The organism is Sphingopyxis sp. HIX, assembly GCF_001468285.1.
In the GTDB taxonomy this organism is placed as follows: Bacteria; Pseudomonadota; Alphaproteobacteria; order Sphingomonadales; family Sphingomonadaceae; genus Sphingopyxis.
The window spans coordinates 14,829-33,759 of the sequence record NZ_LNSB01000038.1; the positions used below are offsets into that span (position 1 = coordinate 14,829).

Sequence of the window (18,931 nt, forward strand, 5' to 3'; positions counted from 1 at the left end):
AACGAATCGTCCATGACCGCATCCGACCTGCTCGCCGGCGATTTCGCCACCCTGCCCGACCTGATCCGCGTCCATGCGAGCGAGCGTCCCGACGCCATAGCCGCGGCCGATCCGGTGCGGCGGCTGAGCTGGTCCGAACTGGACGCATTGATGGACCGCATCGCCGCGCGGCTGCAGCAGGACGGTTTTGCCAAGGGCGACCGCACCGCGATCGCGGGGCTGAACAGCGTCGAGCAGATGGCGGCGATCCTCGGCACGCTGCGCGCGGGCGGGGTCGCAGGCCTCATCACCAACAGCGCGACGGGCGAGCAGATGGCGGCGATGATCGCCGACACCGGCGCGCGGCATCTGTTCCTCGATGCGGCGGCGTCGGCCAGCCTCGAAGGCCAGGTCGTCACCGCGAGCGACCGGATCGCGATGGACGGCAGCGACGTGGGCACGCCGCTCGATGCCTGGCTGTCGCTCGCGGGCGCGAAGCCGGCGCCGGTCGACATCCTGCCCGGCGACGGCTTCAACATCATCTATTCGTCGGGGACGACGGGCACGCCCAAGGGCATCGTCCACAGCCATGCGATGCGCTGGCAGCATATCGTCCGCGGCGCGCCCGCCTATGGGCCGCACGCGGTGACGATCCTCTCGACGCCGCTCTATTCGAACACGACGATGGCGAGCTTCATGCCGACCGTGGGGTCGGGCGGGCAGGTCGTGCTGATGAAGAAATTCGACGCACGCGGTTTCCTCGAACTCGCCCAGCGCGAGCGTGCCACGAACACGATGCTGGTGCCGGTGCAGTATCGCCGGATCATGGCGCTCGAGGATTTCGATTCGTTCGACCTCACGAGCTTCATCATGAAATATTGCACCTCCGCGCCCTTCGCGGCGACGCTGAAGGCCGATGTGCTGCAGCGCTGGCCGGGCGGGCTCGTCGAAATCTATGGCATGACCGAGGGCGGCGCGGCCTTCATCCTCGAGGCGCATCAATTCCCCGACAAGCTCCACACCGTCGGCCGCCCCGCGCCGGGCCATATCGCGAAGGTGATCGACGAGGCGGGCAACGAGCTGCCGCAGGGCTCGGTCGGCGAAGTCGTCGGCAGCAGCCCCGCGATGATGACCGGCTACAACAACCGCCCCGACGCGACCAAGGCGATGCACTGGTACGACGCCGACGGCCGCCTCTTCTATCGCCACGGCGACATCGGGCGGATCGACGAGGACGGCTTCCTCACCTTGATGGACCGCGCGAAGGACATGATCATCTCGGGCGGCTTCAACATCTTCCCGAGCGACCTCGAAGGCATCTTGCTCGCCGACGCGCGCGTCGTCGAGGCGGCGGTGGTCGGCATGCCGAGCGAGGAATGGGGCGAGACGCCGGTGGCGTTCGTGGTGCTGAAGGACGGCGCCGACGCGGAAAGCGTGCGCGCCGACTGCAACGCCAAGGTCGGCAAGACCCAGCGGCTGAGCGCGATTACCGTGGTCGACGAACTGCCGCGCAGCCCGATCGGCAAGGTGCTGAAGCGCGAATTGCGCGATCGCTACGCGGTGAGCCCCGCCGCCTGAGACACTTCACTCGCCTTGTAGCAGTTCGCGGATATTGACCGTGGGATTGCCCACTTTCATAGGATCAATTTCTTCGTCCGTCCCATTCGGCGTCACCAGCCGAAGCGCAACATCGATGGTCTTGCCGGCAAGAAGCGAAGGATCGAGACGGAAATCCAGATTTACCGTCGGCTGATTTGCGCAATTCGGACAGGCTTCGGGCTGGGTAGATTGAAAAAAGAAGCGTTCAGCCACAGGTTTTCCGTCAGCCATGATGGTTGCGCGGAAACTGCCCGGGATCCGCAATCGTTCAATTCCTTTGATCCTAAGCGAAACGCGTGGTGATCGATCAAGCGAGAAACGACGCCCCATCGCCAAAGACCCGGCGGGATTTTCGGCGTTATCGGCGAACATCGAAATAGGCGCTGTTTCATAATTATAACCGTCGATGGCGATGGTCGCGGGCGTACGTGCGCCAAAGGGAGGCAATTCGTTAAAAGCCTCGTGGTCCAGCCAATCAGCGTCCGACGGCGTGGCCAGCGCTGTGCGGAAGCCTTCCAACGTGCCCGCCTTGAAACGAATCTGCCATGCCCACCACATCCGTTCCCAGTTGCAGTGAAAGAACCAGAACAACGGATCGAAGGAAGCGATGTCGGTCGCACTCATGCTGGGCCCGCAGGCTCCGTGGCCATCGTTATGGGCGTTTTCGATCAGAACTGCGAAGCTCTCGAAATATGGCGCATTCAATGCGCTACGAATCTGCTCAGAAATTCTGAAATTGGCCACTTCCTGGGCGATGAAGTCGGAAGAATTGTGCTTCGTTGCCGTTCCCGCCGGATAAGCATCCGAAGCGTCGGCCTGCAGGACATAGCTGTCGAAAGGCGGAGAGAAGAGCCATGCCGGGGGCTCCTCGGTTATGTCCCAATAGGGCAGGCAGATATCCTCGCATCCCGGCACGGTCCGTAAGCCGGCTTCAAAACGATCGATGTAAAGGCGGTGCCAAGGATTATATTGCGGCTGATTATGGATGCAGTATGTCGGTGCCGGGAACCAGTGTATGCCAGCGAGCGCGAAATAGCTGTTTGGATCGTCGGGTTCGCGCGCCATTAGCGTGCTGAAGGCTTCCGCCAAACGCTTTACTTCGTCGCCTGACAAACTCGCCGCGTTCGGCCGCACAGGCGCATCGGCGCGCGCAAACGCGACCTCGAACCGGCCGGCGTCAAAAGGCTCGATACCGCGCGGATGTTTGTCGATGATCCAGTTACGGAAGGTCTTCACACGATTTTCCGACCAGCGTCGCTCCTCTTGCGGCGGCATGTGGCCGGACTTGACCTGAAAATATATGTTGGAAGCGTTTGATTTAACGCTCTCATAGCTCTTTAAATCGATGCCGCGCTCTTCCTTCATGCAAGCTGCATCATCGTCATCAAAAAAAAACTTAATGTGATCAATGAAAGTCGGATGTTCGACAAGAGCATCGTCTTCGCTGGCCATCGATTCGTCCTTTCGAAACAATGGACCTATTAAATATCTAATTATGAGTTTCTACAAGAAGCATCGAATAAATCGGCGGCAATTACATCCCATTTTGCGGTCGGATATTCCCTCACCCGTCGCCGAGCACCGCCGCCTGAATCGCTGCGAGCGCGCTGGCGAGGCGCGCGTCGCCCGTGCCCTCGACCCACGCCCAGCGCAGCTTGCGGCGGTCGAGTTCGGCGAGCGCGACGTCCATGAACTGGCGGCGCGCCGAATCGCTGCCGAAGAGCCGCGTGCCGTCCTCCTGCCAGGGCAGGTCCATCGCGGGGACGAGGTAGAGGTCGGCGACCGCGTCCCATTCGTCGATCTCGGGCAGGCGGCGGCCGAGCAGCATGATCGCCCAGGCCTGCGTCATCAGCGGATCGGTATCGGAGACGAGCCATGCCGGCCGCTGCGCGAGCGCGAGCTGCGTCGCGGCGACATGGCCCTCGAAGATCGCGCGCAGGTCGGCGGCGTCGAGGTCGGTGCCGTTCGCTTCGCAATATGCGCGGCCATATTCGGGGACGACCAGCGCGCCGAGCCGTGCGGCGAGCCGCGGCGCGAGCGCCGACTTGCCGGTGCTTTCGGCGCCGTGGAGGCAGATGTGGCGGGTCATGCCGATACGCCCGCGCGCGCGGCGCGGCGCCATTCGATGAGGCCGGCGACCGAGAGGCCGAGGAGGAGCAGATAGACCGCGCTCGTCGCATAGAGGCCGCGCGAGGCGAAGAGCGGCACCGCGATCAGGTCGACGAGGATCCACAAGATCCAGCTTTCGACGCGGCGGCGCGCGAGCAGCCATTGCGCCGCAACGCTGGTCATCGCGATCGCGCCGTCGGCCCAGGGCGCCGCGGCGTCGGTATAGCTCGCCATCGCGAAGCTCCACCCCGCCCAGGCGATGAAGATGCCCGCGGCCCATTGCGCACGCTGCACCGGTGGCAGCCAGCCGACGGGAACGCCGTCGTCGCCGCGCGCGCGCGTCCAGCCGATCCAGCCATAGATGTTGAGCGCGAAGAAAAAGCCCTGGAGCAGCATGTCCGAATAGAAGCGCTGCTCGTAGAAGATGACCGCGTAGAGGCTGACCGCGACGAGCGCGAAGGGATAGTTCCAGACGCTGCGCCGCGCGACGAGCGCGACGTTGACGAGCACGAAGCCCGCCGCCACCCATTCCCATTCGGTCATGCCGCCGCGCCGATCCGCGGCCGCGTCCAGAGGCCCTCGCGGCTGATCCGCCGTTGCGGCGGGCGGCGCAGCACCGACCAGCCGGCGCGCGCGACCCAGCCCAATTTGGCGACGAGCGAGGTGCCCGCGCGGTGATCCCATGCATGGTCGCCGCGCGCGCGCACCTCGCGCGCGATGTCGCCATAGATGCCCGCCGCGGCGAGCACCGCCCAGCGGCTGCGCGGCGGCAGCTTGCGCGCGCCCCAGCGCGCCGACGCCTCATATTCCTCGGCCATTTCGGAGAGCCATTTGGCCATGATCGACAGCCGCGGGCGGAAGGCGGGGTGCATATGCTGGCCCGGCGGGATGTCGAGCTCGACCATCCATTCGACGGGCAGATAGCAGCGGTCGGCGGCGGCATCCTCGGCGACGTCGCGCGCGATATTGGCGAGCTGAAAGGCGATGCCGAGGTCGGAGGCGCGGTCGAGCGTGGTCTCGTCAGCGGGATCGATGCCCATGACGAGCGCCATCGCGACGCCGACGGCGCCCGCGACATGATAGCTATAGCGCAGCAGGTCGGCCTCGCTGCGCGGACGCCAGTCGGCGGCGTCGAGTGCGAAGCCCGCGACGATATCGTCGATCACCGCGCGCGGGATCGCGACTTCGGTGAGCAGATAGCCGAGCGCGTCGAAGGCGCGTTCGCCGGTCGGCTCGCCCGCATAGGCCCGGTCGGTGAGGTCGCGGATGCGCGCGACCGCGGCCTTCGCGTCGTGGCCCACGGTCATCGCGCCGCCATGGTCCTGCCCGTCGGTCAGGTCGTCGGCGGCGCGGCACCAGGCGTAGAGCAGCCAGACGCGCTCGCGCGTTTCGCGGTCGAACAACCGGCTGGCGAGCGCGAAGCTTTTCGAGCCCTGCGCGATGCTGTCGTGCGCGAAGCCGTGCAGGTCGTGTGGGTCGTACGTCAAATTCCCCTCCCGCAGGCGGGAGGGGAGTTCCAGGTCGAATGTGCCCCCAGCACATTCTTGATCAGCCGGGGGCTGATCAACCTGAAACTGGGAGGGCATGTCGCGGAGCGAGAGCCGACCAACAGGCCCTCCCCCGACCCCACCCGCAAGCGGGAGGGGAGAAAATGGCCCCCCGGCCATTCCATTACAAATCGTCGGCCTTCATCGCGAAGATCGGCGCGTGCGGCTGATAGGCCGCCATCTTGTCGAGCAGCGGCTCGAGGCTGGCGTCGACGACCATGATCCCGGCGTGCGCGGGGCGGATGAAGCCAACCGATATCATATGCTGGTTGAAGGCGATGAGGTCGTTGTAGAAACCCGCGGCGTTGAGCAGCCCGACGGGCTTCGCATGATAGCCGAGCTGCGCCCAGCTGATCGCTTCCCACAGTTCGTCCATCGTGCCGACGCCGCCGGGGATGGTGAGGAAACCGTCGCTGAGGTCGGTGAACATGCGCTTGCGCTCGTGCATGCCACTGACGACGTGCAGCTCGGTACAGCCGCGGTGCGCGACCTCGCTGCCGACGAGCGCGTCGGGGATCACGCCGATGACTTCGCCGCCGGCTTCGAGCGCGCTGTCGGCGACCGCGCCCATCAGCCCGAGGCGGCCGCCGCCATAGACGACGCCGATGCCCTTTTCGGCGAGGGTGCGCCCGACATGGCGCGCGGTGTCGATATAGATCGGGTCGGCGGGGGTGGCGGAGCCACAATAGACGGCGAGGCGTTTCATTGCTGGGTTGCTTTCACAAATTCCGTTCGGGCTGAGCCTGTCGAAGCCCTGTACTTCTTCCTGCGCCTTTGAAGGAAGAACGGCCCTTCGACAAGCTCAGGGCGAACGGCTTTGGGATTCGAGCATTAGAGCAGCGGTTGCCTTGGCGCTGCCGACTACGCCCGGAATCCCGGCGCCGGGATGCGTCCCCGCGCCGACGAAATAGAGATTGCCGATCGCATCGTCGCGGTTGTGCGCGCGGAAATATGCGCTCTGCCAGAGCACGGGTTCGAGGCTGAAGGCGCTGCCGAGATGCGCCGAGAGGTCGCGGCCGAAATCGGCGGGGGTGTAGTGGAAGCGCGTGACGAGATTGGCGCGAAGGCCCGGAAGCACGCGTGCCTCGACCTCGTCCAAAATCGCATCGGCGAACTGGCGCCCGAAATCGCCGTTCCAGTCGGCCTGCGCCTTGCCCAGATGCGCGACGGGGGCGAGCGCATAGAAGCTCGCATGGCCGGGCGGCGCCATGCCGGGGTCGGTGATGCTGGGGTGGTGGAGGTAGAGCGAGAAATCCTGCGGCACGACGCCGTTCCGGTAGATGTCGTCGAGCAGGCCCTTGTAGCGCGGGCCGAAGAGGATGCTGTGGTGCGCGATATCGGGATAGTCGCCCTTCACCCCGAAATGGACGACGAAGAGCGAGGGCGACCAGCGCTTGCGCGCAAGGCTTTTCGCGACCTTGGGCCCGCGCTGGTGATCGAGCAGGTCGCGGTAGCTGTGCATCAGGTCGCCGTTGGTCGCCACCATATCGGCGGTGCCGCGCCAGCCGCTCGCGGTCGTCGCGCCCGTCGCGCGGTCGCCGGTCGTTTCGATGCGCGTCACCGGATCGCCTAGGCGGAGCGTGCCGCCGAGCCGCTCGAACAGGCGCACCATGCCGGCGACCAGCGCATTGGTGCCGCCGCGCGCGAACCAGACGCCGCCGTCCTTTTCGATCGTGTGGATCAGCGCATAGATGCTGCTGGTCGTCATCGGGTTGCCGCCCACCAGCAGCGTGTGGAAGGACAGGGCCTGGCGCAGCCTTTCGTCCTGCACATAGGAGGAGACGATCGAATAGACGCTGCGCCACGCCTGATATTTCATCAGCGCGGGCGCCGCCCTGATCATCGACGCGAAGTCGAGGAAGGCGACCGCGCCGAGCTTCACATAACCCTGTTCGTAGACGCCCTTCGAATAGGTCAGGAATTTCTCGTAGCCCAGGGCATCGGCGGGATTGAGCCGCGCGATCTCGGCGGCGAGCGCGGCCTCGTCGTTCGAATAGTCGAAGTTGGTGCCGTCGGGCCAGTTGAGGCGGTAGAAGGGCATCACCGGGACGAGGTCGACGTCGGTGGCCATGTCCTGCCCGCTCAAGGCCCACAGCTCGTGCAGGCACGGCGGGTCGGTGATCACCGTCGGCCCGGCGTCGAAGGTGAAGCCGTCCCGTTTCCAGTGATAGGCGCGCCCGCCGGGCTTGTCGCGCGCCTCGACGATCGTCGTCGCGACCCCCGCCGACTGCAGCCGGATCGCAAGCGCGAGGCCGCCGAAACCGGCGCCGATGACGATGGCTTTTCGGCTCATTTCCAGTCGAACTTGCGGATCGCGCCGAGCGCGCGGCCGACCGGGACCGGCGGCTTGCCCGACAGGATGCGGAGCTTGTCGCCGCGCGTCGATTGCCCGGCGTAGAAGCGCGCGATCAGCCGCGGCGAGAGGCGATAGAAACGCTCGAAGATCCGCACGCGCTCGGCGGGTTCGGCGGCGCGGAAGAGCATCGTGTCGAGCAGGCGGTAGAAGCGCTGGCGCCGCCAGCCGCGCGCCGCGCGTTCGCGCAGCTTCGCGCCGAGATCGGCGCCGTCGACCAGCCCCGGCAGCGCCGCGGCGGTGCGCACCGCGTCGGGGAGCGAATAGCCGGTTGTCGCGTGGAACGCCCCGGCGCGGGTGCCGATGCGCCCGACCTTGTCGCCCGCGGGCCAGAAACGGTCGAAATCGCCCGCGATGACGACGGGCAGCACGCCGGTTTCCTCGCGCGTATGGCCTATGACCTCCCACTCGCGCCAGGCGGCATAGGCGCCGATGCGTTCGCGGACCAGGTCGGCGTCGAGATCGGGGCTGTCGCTGTAATAGGTGTCCTCGACGAAGATCGTCGCTTCGTCGAGCGGCAGCAGATAGACGAAACGATAGCCGTCGAGCTGCGCGACGCGCGCGTCCATCACCACCGGGTGCGCGAGGCCGTGGCCGCCCTTGACGGTCAGCGCCTGCCCGACGAATTTCTGCCAGCCGCAGGTGAGGCCCGCGAGATTGCCCGCGCCGCGCGCATCGATGACATGCTTCGCATCGAGCCGCCCGCCGCGGCCGAAGAGGATATGGTCGGGGGCGACATGCTTGGCGCGGTCGGCGACGATACGATCGGCGGGCAGCGCCGCGGCGACCGCCTCGGCCAGCGCCTCGCCGGTGATGCTCTTGTAGCCCATGCGCAGGGTGCGCGCGTGGTGCGGGAAGCGCACGTCGTAGCCGTGCCAATAATGGCGCACGAGCGGCGCGACGAGCCAGCGGTCCTGCGCGGCGATGTCGCCGTCGAAGAAGGACCAGATATGATTGCCGCCGATCGCCTCGGGCTCGACCAGCCGTATGTCGAGGTCGGGCCGCTTTGCCGCGAGCGCCAATGCCGCGAGCCCGCCCGCGAGTCCGCCGCCGACGATGGCAATGTCGCAGGAAGGGGCGGCGCTGGTCATCCTGCGGTCCTAGCCGCGCTTGGCGGACGGCGCAAAGCGATTGCGCCATGGCGTGCACGCGCTATCCCGAATCCATGCCCGACCCGCGCATCCAGCCCGCCACGACCGACGACGCGGCCGCGATCGCCGCAATCTATGCGCATCATGTCGCGCACGGCACCGCAAGCTACGACACCGAGCCGCGCAGCGTCGCCGCGACCGAGGCGATGATCGCCGATCATCTGGAACGAGGCTGGCCCTTCCTCGCCGCGCGCGATGCCGATGGCGCGCTGCTCGGCTATGCCTATGCCAGCCAGTTCCGCCCGCGCGCCGCCTATGCCTGGGCGTGCGAGGACAGCATCTATGTCGCACCCGCCGCGCAGGGGCGCGGGGTCGGGCGCGCCTTGCTCGAAGCGCTGCTGGTCGCCGCCGAAGCGCGCGGTTTCCGCACGATGGTCGCGGTGATCGGCGGCGCCGAGCCCGCCTCGGTCGCGCTCCACGCCGCGTGCGGTTTCGTCCATGCCGGCCGGCTCGCGGGCATGGGATGGAAGCACGGGCGCTGGCTCGACACCGTCTATATGCAGCGCAGCCTGGGCGACGGCATGGTGAGTCCGCCGGCATGACCACGACGCTCGCCATCCTGCTGTCGGCGCTCGCGATGACCGCGATCGTCGGGGTGCGCTATCTGATCAGCAGCGGGGGCTTCGCACTCGCGACGCGGATCCGGCATCCGGGACTCTATCGCGGGCTCGAGGGCCAGATGAAGCGCGAGATCGGCTGGAGCCTCGCGAGCGCGGCGATCTATGGCGTGCCCGCGGGGGTCGTCGCCTGGGGGTGGCAGGCGCATGGCTGGACGCGGATCTACACCGATGTCGGCGCCTTTCCGCTCTGGTACCTGCCGGTCAGCCTGCTGGCCTATCTGCTGATCCACGACACATGGTTTTACTGGACCCACCGCTGGATGCACCGGCCGAAGTGGTTCCGCATCGCGCATGCGGTGCATCACGACAGCCGCCCGCCCACCGCCTGGGCGGCGATGAGCTTTCACCCGGTCGAGGCGATCACCGGCGCGGTGGTGATCCCGGCGCTGGTCTTCCTGATCCCGATCCATGTCGTGGTGCTGGGGCTCGTGCTGACGATCATGACGGTGATGGGGGTCGGCAATCATATGGGGTGGGAGATGTTTCCGCGCGCGCTTGTTCATGGACCGGCAGGGCGCTGGCTGATAACGGCGACGCACCATCAGCAGCATCACGCCGCTTACCGGGGGAATTATGGGCTTTATTTCCGCTTCTGGGACAAGGCATGCGGTACCGATCTGGGGTTGGGCAGTTTTGGGGGCAGTTTTGCTGTCGCTGACCGCGGCGAGCGCCCCCCCTCCTGAATCCGGCAGGCCTAGCATCGACGTCAGCCTGACGGGCCTGCGCAACACCAAGGGACAGGTGCTCGTCTGCCTGACGACCAACGCCAAGGCCTTTCCCGACTGCAGCAAGGACAAGGCGTCGGTGAAGCTGGCGGTGAAGGCCGCCGACGCGGCGCATTTCAAGGTCGCGGCGCCCGCGGCGGGGACCTATGCGATCGCGGTCGTCCACGACGAGAACAGCAACAATAAGATGGACCTCGCGATCTTCCTGCCGAAGGAGGGCTTCGGCTTCTCGCGCAACCCGACGATCACGGTGGGGGCGCCGAGCTTCAAGTCGGCGAGCTTCGCCGTGAGCGGCGACACCGCGCAGGCGATCAAGATGAAATATATGCTGTAGGCGGCGCGGCTATCGGCCCGCCAGGTCCATGCAATGACCCATCTGCGTTTCGGCCTCCGCCTCGGGCAAGGCTTCGAACGCGGCATCGTCGAAGCCCGCGACAGCGGCGGCGAGATCGGCGGCGGCTTCGGCCGTCTGGCCATGGTCGGCGTAATGGCGTTGTTCGAGCCGCGCGACGATGTCGCCGAACGCCTTGGCCTCCTTGCTCTCCTTCGGCATGCCCGGCAAAAAGCGCGCCATGATCGCGTAGCATTGTGCGGCATCGGGCGCCGCGGCGCCGCCCAGCATCGCCGCCGGGGTCAGCCCGGTCACCGCACCGTCGCCGTCGCCCGACAGGTCGATGCTGTCATAGAGCGGCCGGCATTGCGCCACCCCGGCCTCGACCATCGCCAGTGCGGCCTTTTCGTCTTGCTCCTCGCCGAGCATGGCGGCGGTGAATTCCTCGAAATCGGCCTTGTAGGCGGCGCGGACCTCGGCCTCGCTCATTCCCGTTTCGGTCATGATCGCCTCGGCCAGCCGCCCGGCGAGCGTCTCGGCGCCGGCGGCGGTCAGGCCATAGCTTTTGTCGGACACGCCGCGCCCGACATCGTACATCAGCGCGCTGGCGATCGTCGCGCAGCGCACTTCGCCGCGGCGCGGCTCGGACAGCCCGGCGAGCAGGGCATCGCCGTCATGCACCGCTTCCTCGGGTTCGGCGGCGGCGGCCGATGCGTCGCCGGCGGCGCTGGCTATCGCATCGGCGGCTTGTGCGCCCTCCAGCAGCGATCCGTCGGCGGGCATCGCCATCACGATCGTCTGGCATTTGTCGTAAAGCGCCATTTCGGCAGGGGAATCGCCGAGCCCCTTTTGCACCGCGGCCAGCGCCGCGGCATCGCCGGCGCCGAGTTCGCGCAGCCGGTCGACATAGATTTTCGCCACCATGCGGTTCAGCTTGACGTCGAAAGCGTCGACGCCCTTGCGCTCGGCCTGCTGCGCCGACAGTTCGGCCGCGGCGGCACAGACGCGCAGCTCCGCCGGATTATTGACCAGGTCGACATGGCTGCCCGACAGCAGCGCGAGCATCGCCCACCACATATGCGCCTCCCGTGAAGGCGCGACCCCGCCCGAATGCTGGCGAAATCGCCGGGGCTTGGCAAGCGCCATTGTGGGGACATCGCCACCCCGCTAAAGCAGCGCGCGTGACCGCGCTCTCCTCCCGCATCGCCGCTTTCGCCGACCGCTGGCCCAAGCTTCTGGCCCTGTTGCTCGGCGCCCTCTCGGCGACGGGGTTCGCGCCGCTCCACCTGTGGCCGCTGACTTTGATCGCGCTCGCGGGGTGGATGGCGCTGGTGGCGCGCGCTCCGAAGGGCTGGCGCGCGCTCGGTATCGGCTGGGCCTTCGGGGTCGGGCATTTCACGATCGGGCTGAACTGGATCGCGACCGCCTTCACCTATCAGGCGGCGATGCCCGCGTGGCTCGGGTGGATCGCGGTGGTGCTGCTGGCGCTGTATCTCGCCGTCTATCCCGCGCTCGCGGCGTGGGGGGCGTGGATGGTCGCGCGGTTCGGGAGCGGAACGAGCGCCGCACCCACGCTGTCCTTCATCCTCGCCTTTGCCGCGCTCTGGACGCTGACCGAATGGCTGCGCAGCTGGGTCTTCACCGGTTTCGCATGGAACCCGCTGAGCGCCAGCGTCACCCCGATGTCACCGTTGCTTTCGCCGACGCGGCTGGTCGGCACTTACGGCATGTCCGCGATCGTCATGCTGGCCGCCGGGTTTATCATTGTCCAGGCGGTGCAATGGCTGCCCGCATGGCGGCGGGCCCTCGGCCCTTCGCTGAAGGACGGCACGTTTCCGACCATCTTCCTTGGCGGCATATTGCTCGCCGTTGCGCTCATTGCCGGGATCTTCGTCCAAACCAGCGCGGTCGGCAATGTGGTGCACACCGCCGTCAGCTCGGCCGACGCGCCAAGACCGAAAAACATCCCCATCACCGTCGTCCAGCCCAATGTCGGGCAGCAGGACAAATGGGTCGGCGCAAAGGCCGACGCCAATTTCGCCAAGCTCGCGCGGCTGACCGCGGCGAAGAGCGAGACCCCGCGGCTGATCCTGTGGCCCGAGGCGGCGATCCCCGACTATCTCGAGACCGGCTATCCCTTCGTCTATTACGACCGCTCGCCCGCCGCGGCGCGCGCGCGGCTGGTGGCGTTGATGAACGCGCAAGACCTGATGCTGCTCGGCGGGCTCAAGCTCGAATTCGACAAGACGGGCGACGCCATCGGCGCGCGCAACGCGGTGCTGACGGTGCACGCCGACGGCAGCCTCGGCCCGCGCTACGACAAGGCGCACCTCGTCCCCTATGGCGAATATCTGCCGATGCGGCCCTTGCTGTCGGCGATCGGACTTTCGCGCCTGGCCCCAGGCGACATCGATTTCTGGCCGGGACCGGGGCCGAGGACGCTCGACCTCGGCCGCTTCGGGAGGGCGGGGCTGCAGGTCTGTTACGAGATCATCTTTTCGGGGCAGGTCGTCGACCGCGCCCATCGCCCCGACTTTATCTTCAACCCCTCGAACGACGCCTGGTTCGGCTCGTGGGGCCCGCCGCAGCATCTGGCACAGGCGCGGCTGCGCGCGATCGAGGAGGGGCTGCCCGTCATCCGATCGACCCCGACCGGGATCAGCGCGGTGATCGACGCCGACGGCCGCATCCTCGATTCGGTCCCGATGCACCAGCCCGGGCGGATCGACACGGTGGTGCCGCCCGCGCACGCGCCGACCTTGTTCGCGCGCTACGGCAATGCGCTGCCCGTCGGTTTTGCGCTGCTGCTGCTCGCGGCCGCCATTGCCTTTCGGCGGCGCGGGCGCTAACAGCGCCCCCGACATAAAGCTTCCTTTATATTCGTTCCAAGAAGGCTCCCATGCGCAACAGCTTCCTCTTCACTTCCGAAAGCGTGTCCGAAGGCCATCCCGACAAGGTCGCGGACCAGATCAGCGATTCGATCGTCGACCTGTTCCTGTCGAAGGACCCCGAGGCGCGCGTCGCGTGCGAGACGCTGACCACGACCCAGCTCGTCGTGCTCGCGGGCGAGATCCGCTGCAAGGGCGTGTTCGAGAATGACGAGTGGGCGCCGGGCGCGCTCGAGGAAATCGAGGCGACCGTGCGCAACACGGTCAGGGAAATCGGGTACGAGCAGGACGGCTTCCACTGGAAGACCTTCCGCTTCGAGAACAACCTGCACGCGCAGTCGGCGCATATCGCGCAGGGCGTCGACGAGAGCGGCGACAAGGACGAGGGCGCGGGCGACCAGGGCATCATGTTCGGCTATGCGTCGGACGAGACCCCCGACCTGATGCCCGCGACGCTCGATTACAGCCACAAGATCCTCGAGCGCATGGCCGCCGACCGCAAGGCCGGCACCGCGCCCTTCCTCGAGCCCGACACCAAGAGCCAGGTCACCTTGCGCTACGCCAACGAGCGCCCGGTCGAGGCGACCGCGATCGTCGTGTCGACCCAGCATGCGCCGGGCTATTATTGGCACAATGGCGAAGGCGACGAGGCGAAGTACCAGGAGCTGCGCAAATATGTGCTCGGCGTGATCGCCGACGTGCTGCCCGCCGAGCTGCTGACCGCGAACACCGTCTATCACATCAATCCCACGGGCCGCTTCGAGATCGGCGGGCCCGACGGCGACGCGGGCGTCACCGGCCGCAAGATCATCGTCGACACATACGGCGGCGCCAGCCCGCACGGCGGCGGCGCGTTCAGCGGCAAGGACCCGACCAAGGTCGACCGTTCGGCGGCGTACATCACCCGCTATCTCGCCAAGAATATCGTCGCCGCGGGCCTCGCGCGCCGCTGCACGATCCAGCTCTCCTATGCGATCGGCGTTGCCGAGCCGCTGTCGATCTATGTCGACCTGCACGGCACCGCCGCCGAGGGCGTCAGCGAAGCCGCGCTCGAAGCCGCGATCCCGCAACTCGTGCGCCTGACGCCGAAGGGCATCCGCACCCACCTCGGCCTCAACAAGGCGATCTACAAGCAGACCGCGGCCTATGGCCATTTCGGCCGCACCGCGACGGGCGAAGCCTTCCCCTGGGAGCGTACCGACCTGGTCGACAGGCTCAAGGCCGCGCTCGCCGGCTGAGCCTTTGCAGGCGCTTGCCATCGCCGCGCCGATCTGACAGCTAGCTGTGGGGTCGGGAAGGATGCGCGATGGCAAGCCGCTGGCATCTTATGGTTTTTTTGCTGGCGCCGCTTGTCGCCGCGATGGCGCCCGCCGCCGCGCAGGACAGATTGCCGGTCAAGCCGGGCAAGCCCTGGACGCATGCGCATAGCGGGATCACCATCCCTGCGGCGCTCGACGAGCTGCCCCGCGTGCGCGCGACGAGCTTCGCCGCGCCCGAGCTCGAGATCAGCCAGAATTTCGCGTCGGAGGACGGGCGCCAGTCGCTGACGCTGTCGATCTTTCGCGACACCAACGGCGCGGTGCCCCTGTGGTTCGCGCAGGCGCAGCGCGCGATCATACTGCGCGCCGACCTCAAGAACCCCGTGCTCGCGGTGCCGCCGCGTGCCTTCACCCCGCCGGGGCAGGGCGCGGCGAGCGGCCTCAAGGCGGTCTATGCGCCGACCGAGGTCGAGGGCATCAAGAGCACCGGGGTCGCGCTGTTCGAGGTCGGCGACTGGTATGTCAAATTGCGCGCCAACAGCGCGACGCTGACGCCGCAGGACATGGCCGACTGGATGGAGGGCGTCATCGCCGAGCTGACGCTGCCCCCCGGCAGCGCGGCCGCGGCGGTGCCAGTCGCCGATTGCAAGCCCAAGCTCGCCAAGGCCGCCGAAGCCGGCAATTCGACGCTGACCGTCGCGGCGCTGACCGCCGGCGTGAAGAGCCCCGCGGCGCGGATCGAGGCGAAGCTCTGGTGCCTCGAGCGCGTGGTGCGCGGCAATTTCGCGGTCTATCGCCCCGACGGCGCGCGCGACCGCTACCTGCTGGCGAGCGGCGACAATGGCAAGGCCTTCCTCGTCCAGCCGCAGGGCAGCGGCCGCGCGCGCTATCATTCGGTCAATTTCCTGACCGCGCACCAGGCGACGATCATGCCCGCGCAAAGCCGCCTGCCCTCACCGCAGCGCGTGCTCGACATGGCCGAGGCGAAGCGCATGGTCACGGCGATCCCGACCTGGCCGGTGCAACCGGCGCCCGTCCGGCCATAAAGCCCTTCCGCGCGCGGCCGCGCCGCGCTAACGCGCGCGGCATGACTGCGTACAAGCCCGGCGATCCGACCACGATCAACCGCCTCTATGGCCGTTCGAAAGGCAAACCCCTGCGCGCGGGGCAGCAGGACCTGGTCGACACGTTGTTGCCGCAGATCGCGGTGCCCGCCGAGGGCGAGGTCACCGCCGCGCGGCTGTTCGGCGAGGAACGCCCGCTGCATTTCGAAATCGGCTTCGGCGGCGGCGAGCATATGGCGGGGCGCGCCGACATGCTGCCCGACCATGGCTTCATCGGCGCCGAGCCCTTCATCAACGGGGTGGCGCAGGCGCTGGTCCATGTCGCGGGCGACCATGGCAAGAGCCTGCCGCTGGGCAATGTGCGCATCCACCATGGCGACGCGCTCGAGGTGCTGCGCCGCATTCCCGACGGCGCGCTCGCCTTCGCCTATCTGCTCCACCCCGACCCCTGGCCCAAGGCGCGCCATGCGAAGCGGCGGATGATGAACGACGGCCCGCTCGACCTGATCGCGGCGAAGCTGAAGCCCGGCGGCGAGTTCCGTTTCGGCACCGACCATCCCGTCTATCTCGAGCATGCGCTGATGGTGATGCGGCGTCACCGCCACCAATATGAATGGCTGGCGAAGGACGCCAAGGACTTCCTGACCCGCCCCGCGGGCTGGCCCGAGACGCGCTACGAAGCCAAGGCGCGCACCCTGGGGCACGAGGTCTGGTATTTTCGCTACCGGCGGCGCTGAGACCTAGCCGGTCAGGATCGCCCGCAGGTCGGGCGATATGGCTTTTCCGGATCGGGCGAGTTCGTCCAGCGTCGCCAGCGCCATCGCGCGATAGTCGGGGAGCAGGTCGGGACAGTCGCGCGCGATTGCGTCGAGATGGGTGCGGATCGTGTCGGCGTCGCCGCGCAGCAGCGGGCCCGACAGCGCGTCGAAGCCGTGTTCGAGGCTATTTTCCAGAGCCGCACGGACGAGCGGGGCGAGCAAGGCTTCGGGCTCGTCGGCGCCCGCGGCGCGGAGTGCGTGCGCGGCGCCGCTTATCAGCGTGACCAGATGGTTCGCGGCGTGCGACAGCGCGGCGTGGTAGAGCGCGCGACGGTCCTCGGCGATCTCGACCGCGATGCCGCCGAGGAGGGAAACGAGGGTGCGCGCTTCGGCGAGGGCTTCGCTGTCGGGCGCGGTGATCGCGAAGCGCGCGCCGGCCATGCGCTCCACTTCCTGCGTCGGATCGCCAGTGAAGGTCATCGCGGGGTGCACCGCCGCGGTGAGCGCGCCGCGGGCGTGGAGCGGTGCGAGGATCGCGGCGCCGCTGCCGCCGCTGACGTGGCAGATAAAGGGTTCGGTGCCGGGCGCGAGGGCTTCGGCGAGCCCGGTCGCGACCTCGGCGAGCGCGGCATCGGCGACCGCGATGACGATCAGGTCGCAGCTTGCAATGAGGTCGGCGCCGTTATCCGCGACCGCACCGCCAACCGTAGCAGCGGCCTCGTGCACCCGGTCGAGCGAGCGTCCCCACAGCAGCACCGGCGCGGCCGAGCGCGGTGCGAGTGCCAGCGCCAACGCGCGCGCGACGCGGCCCGATCCGGCAATGCCGACGCGCTGGTAGCGGACGCCCATCAGCCCGTAAGCTTTGGCAGCCCGTCCATGATCGCGGTCAGCGCGAGGGCGTTTTCGCGCTCCATCGCGCTGTGCCCGGCGTTGGTCACCACATAGGTCGCAGGCTCGACCCCCGCCCGGCGCAGCGCATCGACCAGCCGCGAGGCCTGCGTCAGCGGGCAGACCTGGTCGAAGCGGCCGTGGACGATATGCACCGGGATTTTCGCGAGCACATCGGCGCTGCCCAGCAGATGGCCGGGCTCGATGAACAGATTGTTCGCGAAATAATGCGCCTCGATCTGCGCGAAGCAGAGCGCGAAATCGGCGTCGCCGAACTTGCCCGTTGCCGCCGATTCGGGGATCATGTTCGAGATCACGCCTTCCCAGAGCGACCAGGTGACCGCGGCGTGGAGCTGCTTGTCGCGCTCGGCGTCGCTCGCCGGGACCATGTCGAAGATGCGCTTGTACGCCGCCATGACGTCGCGGCGTTCCTCGACGGTCAGCACCGACAGAAGCTCGCCCCATTCCGCGGGATAGCTGATGTACGCGCCGGGCGCGGTGAGCGCATAGGGCGCCGCGTGCCAGGTCGCGGCATTGCCCTGGTAGAGATAGTCGAGATCCTCGGCCGCGCCGAGGAAGATGCCGCGCAGGATCAGGCTGGCGCAATGGCCGGGATGTTCGATGGCATAGGCCATGGCGAGCGTGCTGCCCCAGCTGCCGCCGAAGACGTGCATCCGGCCCGTGATGCCGAGCGCATCGCGCAATTTCTCGATATCGCCGATCAGGTCGGCGGTGGTGTTTTTGGCAAGCGCGACCGCGGGGCCCGCCGAGGCGACGGTCGGCTCGCTCTTGCCGCAGCCGCGCTGGTCGAACAGGATCACGCGGTAGCGCGCGGGGTCGAAGAAGCGCGCCATTTCGGGCGAACAGGCGCCGCCCGGCCCGCCGTGGAGGAACATCACCGGCTCGCCCGCGGGATTGCCATATTCCTCCCAATAGAGGCGGTGGTCGGGGTCGCTGTCGACCGCGAGATGCCCGGTGCGAAGCGCCGGCGTCGCGGGATGCACCCAGCCGTGGCCGATCTTGCTCGACGTTTCGAGGCGCGAGAAATCCATGATCAAGCCCCTCCCCCGATCGACAACAATTCGACGGTGAAGAGCAAAGTCGCGCCGCCGGGGATCGGGCCGCGGCCGCCGATGCCGTAGCCGAGGTCGTAGGGGATGGCGAATTCGACCTTGTCGCCGACCGCCATATATTGGACGCCCTCGGTCCAGCCCTTGATCACGCGGCTGAGCGGAAAGGTCGCGGGCTGGCCGCGCGCGACCGAGCTGTCGAATTCCGACCCGTCGACGAAGGTGCCGACATAATGGACGGTGACCGCATCGTCCGCGCCGGGGCGCGGCCCCGCGCCCGTCCCCGCGATCCGGCGCCAGCGGAGCCCGCTTTCCATGACGTTCCAGCCATTGCCCGCATGGCGCTCGGCGAGCGCCGCCGACTGGCGGTTGAGCCAGGCGGTGGTCACCTGCTGCGCCGGCGGCTCGCCCTGCGCCGCGGCGGGGGCGGCGAGCGTGAGCGCGGCAAGGAAGGACAAGGTGCGGGGCAAGGTCATCGCGATCTCCTTAAGCGAAGACCGGGGCATAGCGGGGCGGAGCGTGGGTGCAATCCCTGTCGGCGGCAAGCAATGGTGGAAGGGCGGCTTTTGGAGTGGAGAGCGGGCGCAATA

General features: G+C 67.7%; 19 protein-coding genes. 8 read left to right on the plus strand and 11 right to left on the minus strand.

Annotated elements, in window-relative coordinates:
• The first annotated feature begins 12 nt into the window (after positions 1-12).
• Positions 13-1,557: a class I adenylate-forming enzyme family protein gene (locus ATE62_RS16905; protein ID WP_058808608.1), complete on the plus strand. Its 1,545-nt coding sequence runs from the start codon at positions 13-15 to the stop codon at positions 1,555-1,557.
• A gap of 6 nt (positions 1,558-1,563) precedes the next feature.
• Here the strand turns inward: ATE62_RS16905 and ATE62_RS16910 are convergent, their stop codons facing one another.
• The 7 genes from ATE62_RS16910 to crtY form a co-directional block, all read right to left on the minus strand.
• The gene (locus ATE62_RS16910) at positions 1,564-3,030 is read right to left on the minus strand and encodes a tyrosinase family protein (protein WP_058808609.1); all 1,467 of its coding nucleotides are present in this window, start codon (positions 3,028-3,030) and stop codon (positions 1,564-1,566) included.
• A gap of 112 nt (positions 3,031-3,142) precedes the next feature.
• Complete coding sequence (locus ATE62_RS16915) at positions 3,143-3,667, minus strand: AAA family ATPase (protein WP_058808634.1); 525 nt, start codon at positions 3,665-3,667, stop codon at positions 3,143-3,145.
• A complete protein-coding gene (gene pnuC, locus ATE62_RS16920; protein ID WP_058808610.1) occupies positions 3,664-4,230 on the minus strand; it encodes a nicotinamide riboside transporter PnuC in 567 nt (188 codons plus the stop codon). Before pnuC ends, ATE62_RS16915 begins: the two co-directional genes overlap by 4 nt.
• A complete protein-coding gene (locus ATE62_RS16925; protein WP_156420573.1) occupies positions 4,227-5,174 on the minus strand; it encodes a phytoene/squalene synthase family protein in 948 nt (315 codons plus the stop codon). Before ATE62_RS16925 ends, pnuC begins: the two co-directional genes overlap by 4 nt.
• 184 nt (positions 5,175-5,358) lie before the next feature.
• A complete protein-coding gene (locus ATE62_RS16930) occupies positions 5,359-5,940 on the minus strand; it encodes a TIGR00730 family Rossman fold protein (RefSeq protein WP_058808611.1) in 582 nt (193 codons plus the stop codon).
• Between the two features lie 96 nt (positions 5,941-6,036).
• On the minus strand, positions 6,037-7,527 hold the full coding sequence (locus tag ATE62_RS16935; protein WP_058808612.1) for a phytoene desaturase: 1,491 nt from the start codon (positions 7,525-7,527) through the stop codon (positions 6,037-6,039).
• A complete protein-coding gene (gene crtY / locus ATE62_RS16940; RefSeq protein ID WP_058808613.1) occupies positions 7,524-8,678 on the minus strand; it encodes a lycopene beta-cyclase CrtY in 1,155 nt (384 codons plus the stop codon). Before crtY ends, ATE62_RS16935 begins: the two co-directional genes overlap by 4 nt.
• 74 nt (positions 8,679-8,752) lie before the next feature.
• Between crtY and ATE62_RS16945 the strand changes: the two genes are divergently transcribed.
• The 3 genes from ATE62_RS16945 to ATE62_RS16955 are packed head-to-tail and all read left to right on the plus strand — an operon-like array spanning position 8,753 to position 10,417.
• Positions 8,753-9,280, plus strand: a complete 528-nt coding sequence (locus ATE62_RS16945) for a GNAT family N-acetyltransferase (RefSeq protein ID WP_058808636.1) — start codon at positions 8,753-8,755, stop codon at positions 9,278-9,280.
• Positions 9,277-10,041 (plus strand): sterol desaturase family protein, encoded by a 765-nt coding sequence (locus ATE62_RS16950; RefSeq protein WP_058808614.1) that lies wholly within the window; start codon positions 9,277-9,279, stop codon positions 10,039-10,041. The genes ATE62_RS16945 and ATE62_RS16950 overlap by 4 nt, the downstream gene beginning before the upstream one ends.
• Positions 10,004-10,417, plus strand: a complete 414-nt coding sequence (locus ATE62_RS16955) for a DUF2141 domain-containing protein (RefSeq protein WP_231736302.1) — start codon at positions 10,004-10,006, stop codon at positions 10,415-10,417. Before ATE62_RS16950 ends, ATE62_RS16955 begins: the two co-directional genes overlap by 38 nt.
• A 9-nt stretch (positions 10,418-10,426) precedes the next feature.
• Here ATE62_RS16955 and ATE62_RS16960 read toward each other — a convergent pair whose 3' ends face one another.
• Positions 10,427-11,491: a hypothetical protein gene (locus tag ATE62_RS16960; protein ID WP_058808615.1), complete on the minus strand. Its 1,065-nt coding sequence runs from the start codon at positions 11,489-11,491 to the stop codon at positions 10,427-10,429.
• A gap of 104 nt (positions 11,492-11,595) precedes the next feature.
• Here ATE62_RS16960 and lnt point away from each other — a divergent pair, with 104 nt between their 5' ends.
• The 4 genes from lnt (at position 11,596) to trmB (ending at position 16,362) form a co-directional block, all read left to right on the plus strand.
• Positions 11,596-13,263: an apolipoprotein N-acyltransferase gene (gene lnt / locus ATE62_RS16965; protein ID WP_082662869.1), complete on the plus strand. Its 1,668-nt coding sequence runs from the start codon at positions 11,596-11,598 to the stop codon at positions 13,261-13,263.
• 50 nt (positions 13,264-13,313) lie between these two features.
• Complete coding sequence (gene metK / locus ATE62_RS16970) at positions 13,314-14,540, plus strand: methionine adenosyltransferase (protein ID WP_058808616.1); 1,227 nt, start codon at positions 13,314-13,316, stop codon at positions 14,538-14,540.
• Positions 14,541-14,629: 89 nt separating this feature from the next.
• Complete coding sequence (locus ATE62_RS16975) at positions 14,630-15,607, plus strand: hypothetical protein (RefSeq protein ID WP_058808617.1); 978 nt, start codon at positions 14,630-14,632, stop codon at positions 15,605-15,607.
• 41 nt (positions 15,608-15,648) lie between these two features.
• Positions 15,649-16,362, plus strand: coding sequence for a tRNA (guanine(46)-N(7))-methyltransferase TrmB (gene trmB, locus ATE62_RS16980; protein ID WP_058808618.1), 714 nt, complete (start codon positions 15,649-15,651; stop codon positions 16,360-16,362).
• A gap of 3 nt (positions 16,363-16,365) precedes the next feature.
• Here the strand turns inward: trmB and ATE62_RS16985 are convergent, their stop codons facing one another.
• From ATE62_RS16985 to ATE62_RS16995, 3 genes are read right to left on the minus strand one after another with little or no spacing between them, the layout of a single operon-like run.
• Positions 16,366-17,232, minus strand: coding sequence for a Rossmann-like and DUF2520 domain-containing protein (locus ATE62_RS16985; protein WP_058808619.1), 867 nt, complete (start codon positions 17,230-17,232; stop codon positions 16,366-16,368).
• Entirely contained in the window at positions 17,232-18,323 is a 1,092-nt protein-coding gene (pip, locus tag ATE62_RS16990; RefSeq protein WP_058808620.1) for a prolyl aminopeptidase, read from the minus strand. The genes ATE62_RS16985 and pip overlap by 1 nt, the downstream gene beginning before the upstream one ends.
• A 2-nt stretch (positions 18,324-18,325) precedes the next feature.
• The gene (locus tag ATE62_RS16995; protein WP_058808621.1) at positions 18,326-18,817 is read right to left on the minus strand and encodes an FKBP-type peptidyl-prolyl cis-trans isomerase; all 492 of its coding nucleotides are present in this window, start codon (positions 18,815-18,817) and stop codon (positions 18,326-18,328) included.
• Positions 18,818-18,931: the final 114 nt, after the last annotated feature.

Coding starts and splice junctions, on each gene's coding strand:
- pip (WP_058808620.1), bottom strand. CDS start 18,323: ATGGATTTCTCGCGCCTCGAAACGTCGAGCAAGATCGGCCACGGCTGG.
- ATE62_RS16985 (WP_058808619.1), bottom strand. CDS start 17,232: ATGGGCGTCCGCTACCAGCGCGTCGGCATTGCCGGATCGGGCCGCGTC.
- crtY (WP_058808613.1), bottom strand. CDS start 8,678: ATGACCAGCGCCGCCCCTTCCTGCGACATTGCCATCGTCGGCGGCGGA.
- ATE62_RS16945 (WP_058808636.1), top strand. CDS start 8,753: ATGCCCGACCCGCGCATCCAGCCCGCCACGACCGACGACGCGGCCGCG.
- pnuC (WP_058808610.1), bottom strand. CDS start 4,230: ATGACCGAATGGGAATGGGTGGCGGCGGGCTTCGTGCTCGTCAACGTC.
- metK (WP_058808616.1), top strand. CDS start 13,314: ATGCGCAACAGCTTCCTCTTCACTTCCGAAAGCGTGTCCGAAGGCCAT.
- trmB (WP_058808618.1), top strand. CDS start 15,649: ATGACTGCGTACAAGCCCGGCGATCCGACCACGATCAACCGCCTCTAT.
- ATE62_RS16975 (WP_058808617.1), top strand. CDS start 14,630: ATGGTTTTTTTGCTGGCGCCGCTTGTCGCCGCGATGGCGCCCGCCGCC.
- ATE62_RS16930 (WP_058808611.1), bottom strand. CDS start 5,940: ATGAAACGCCTCGCCGTCTATTGTGGCTCCGCCACCCCCGCCGACCCG.
- ATE62_RS16995 (WP_058808621.1), bottom strand. CDS start 18,817: ATGACCTTGCCCCGCACCTTGTCCTTCCTTGCCGCGCTCACGCTCGCC.
- ATE62_RS16960 (WP_058808615.1), bottom strand. CDS start 11,491: ATGTGGTGGGCGATGCTCGCGCTGCTGTCGGGCAGCCATGTCGACCTG.
- ATE62_RS16950 (WP_058808614.1), top strand. CDS start 9,277: ATGACCACGACGCTCGCCATCCTGCTGTCGGCGCTCGCGATGACCGCG.
- ATE62_RS16905 (WP_058808608.1), top strand. CDS start 13: ATGACCGCATCCGACCTGCTCGCCGGCGATTTCGCCACCCTGCCCGAC.
- ATE62_RS16915 (WP_058808634.1), bottom strand. CDS start 3,667: ATGACCCGCCACATCTGCCTCCACGGCGCCGAAAGCACCGGCAAGTCG.
- ATE62_RS16935 (WP_058808612.1), bottom strand. CDS start 7,527: ATGAGCCGAAAAGCCATCGTCATCGGCGCCGGTTTCGGCGGCCTCGCG.
- ATE62_RS16910 (WP_058808609.1), bottom strand. CDS start 3,030: ATGGCCAGCGAAGACGATGCTCTTGTCGAACATCCGACTTTCATTGAT.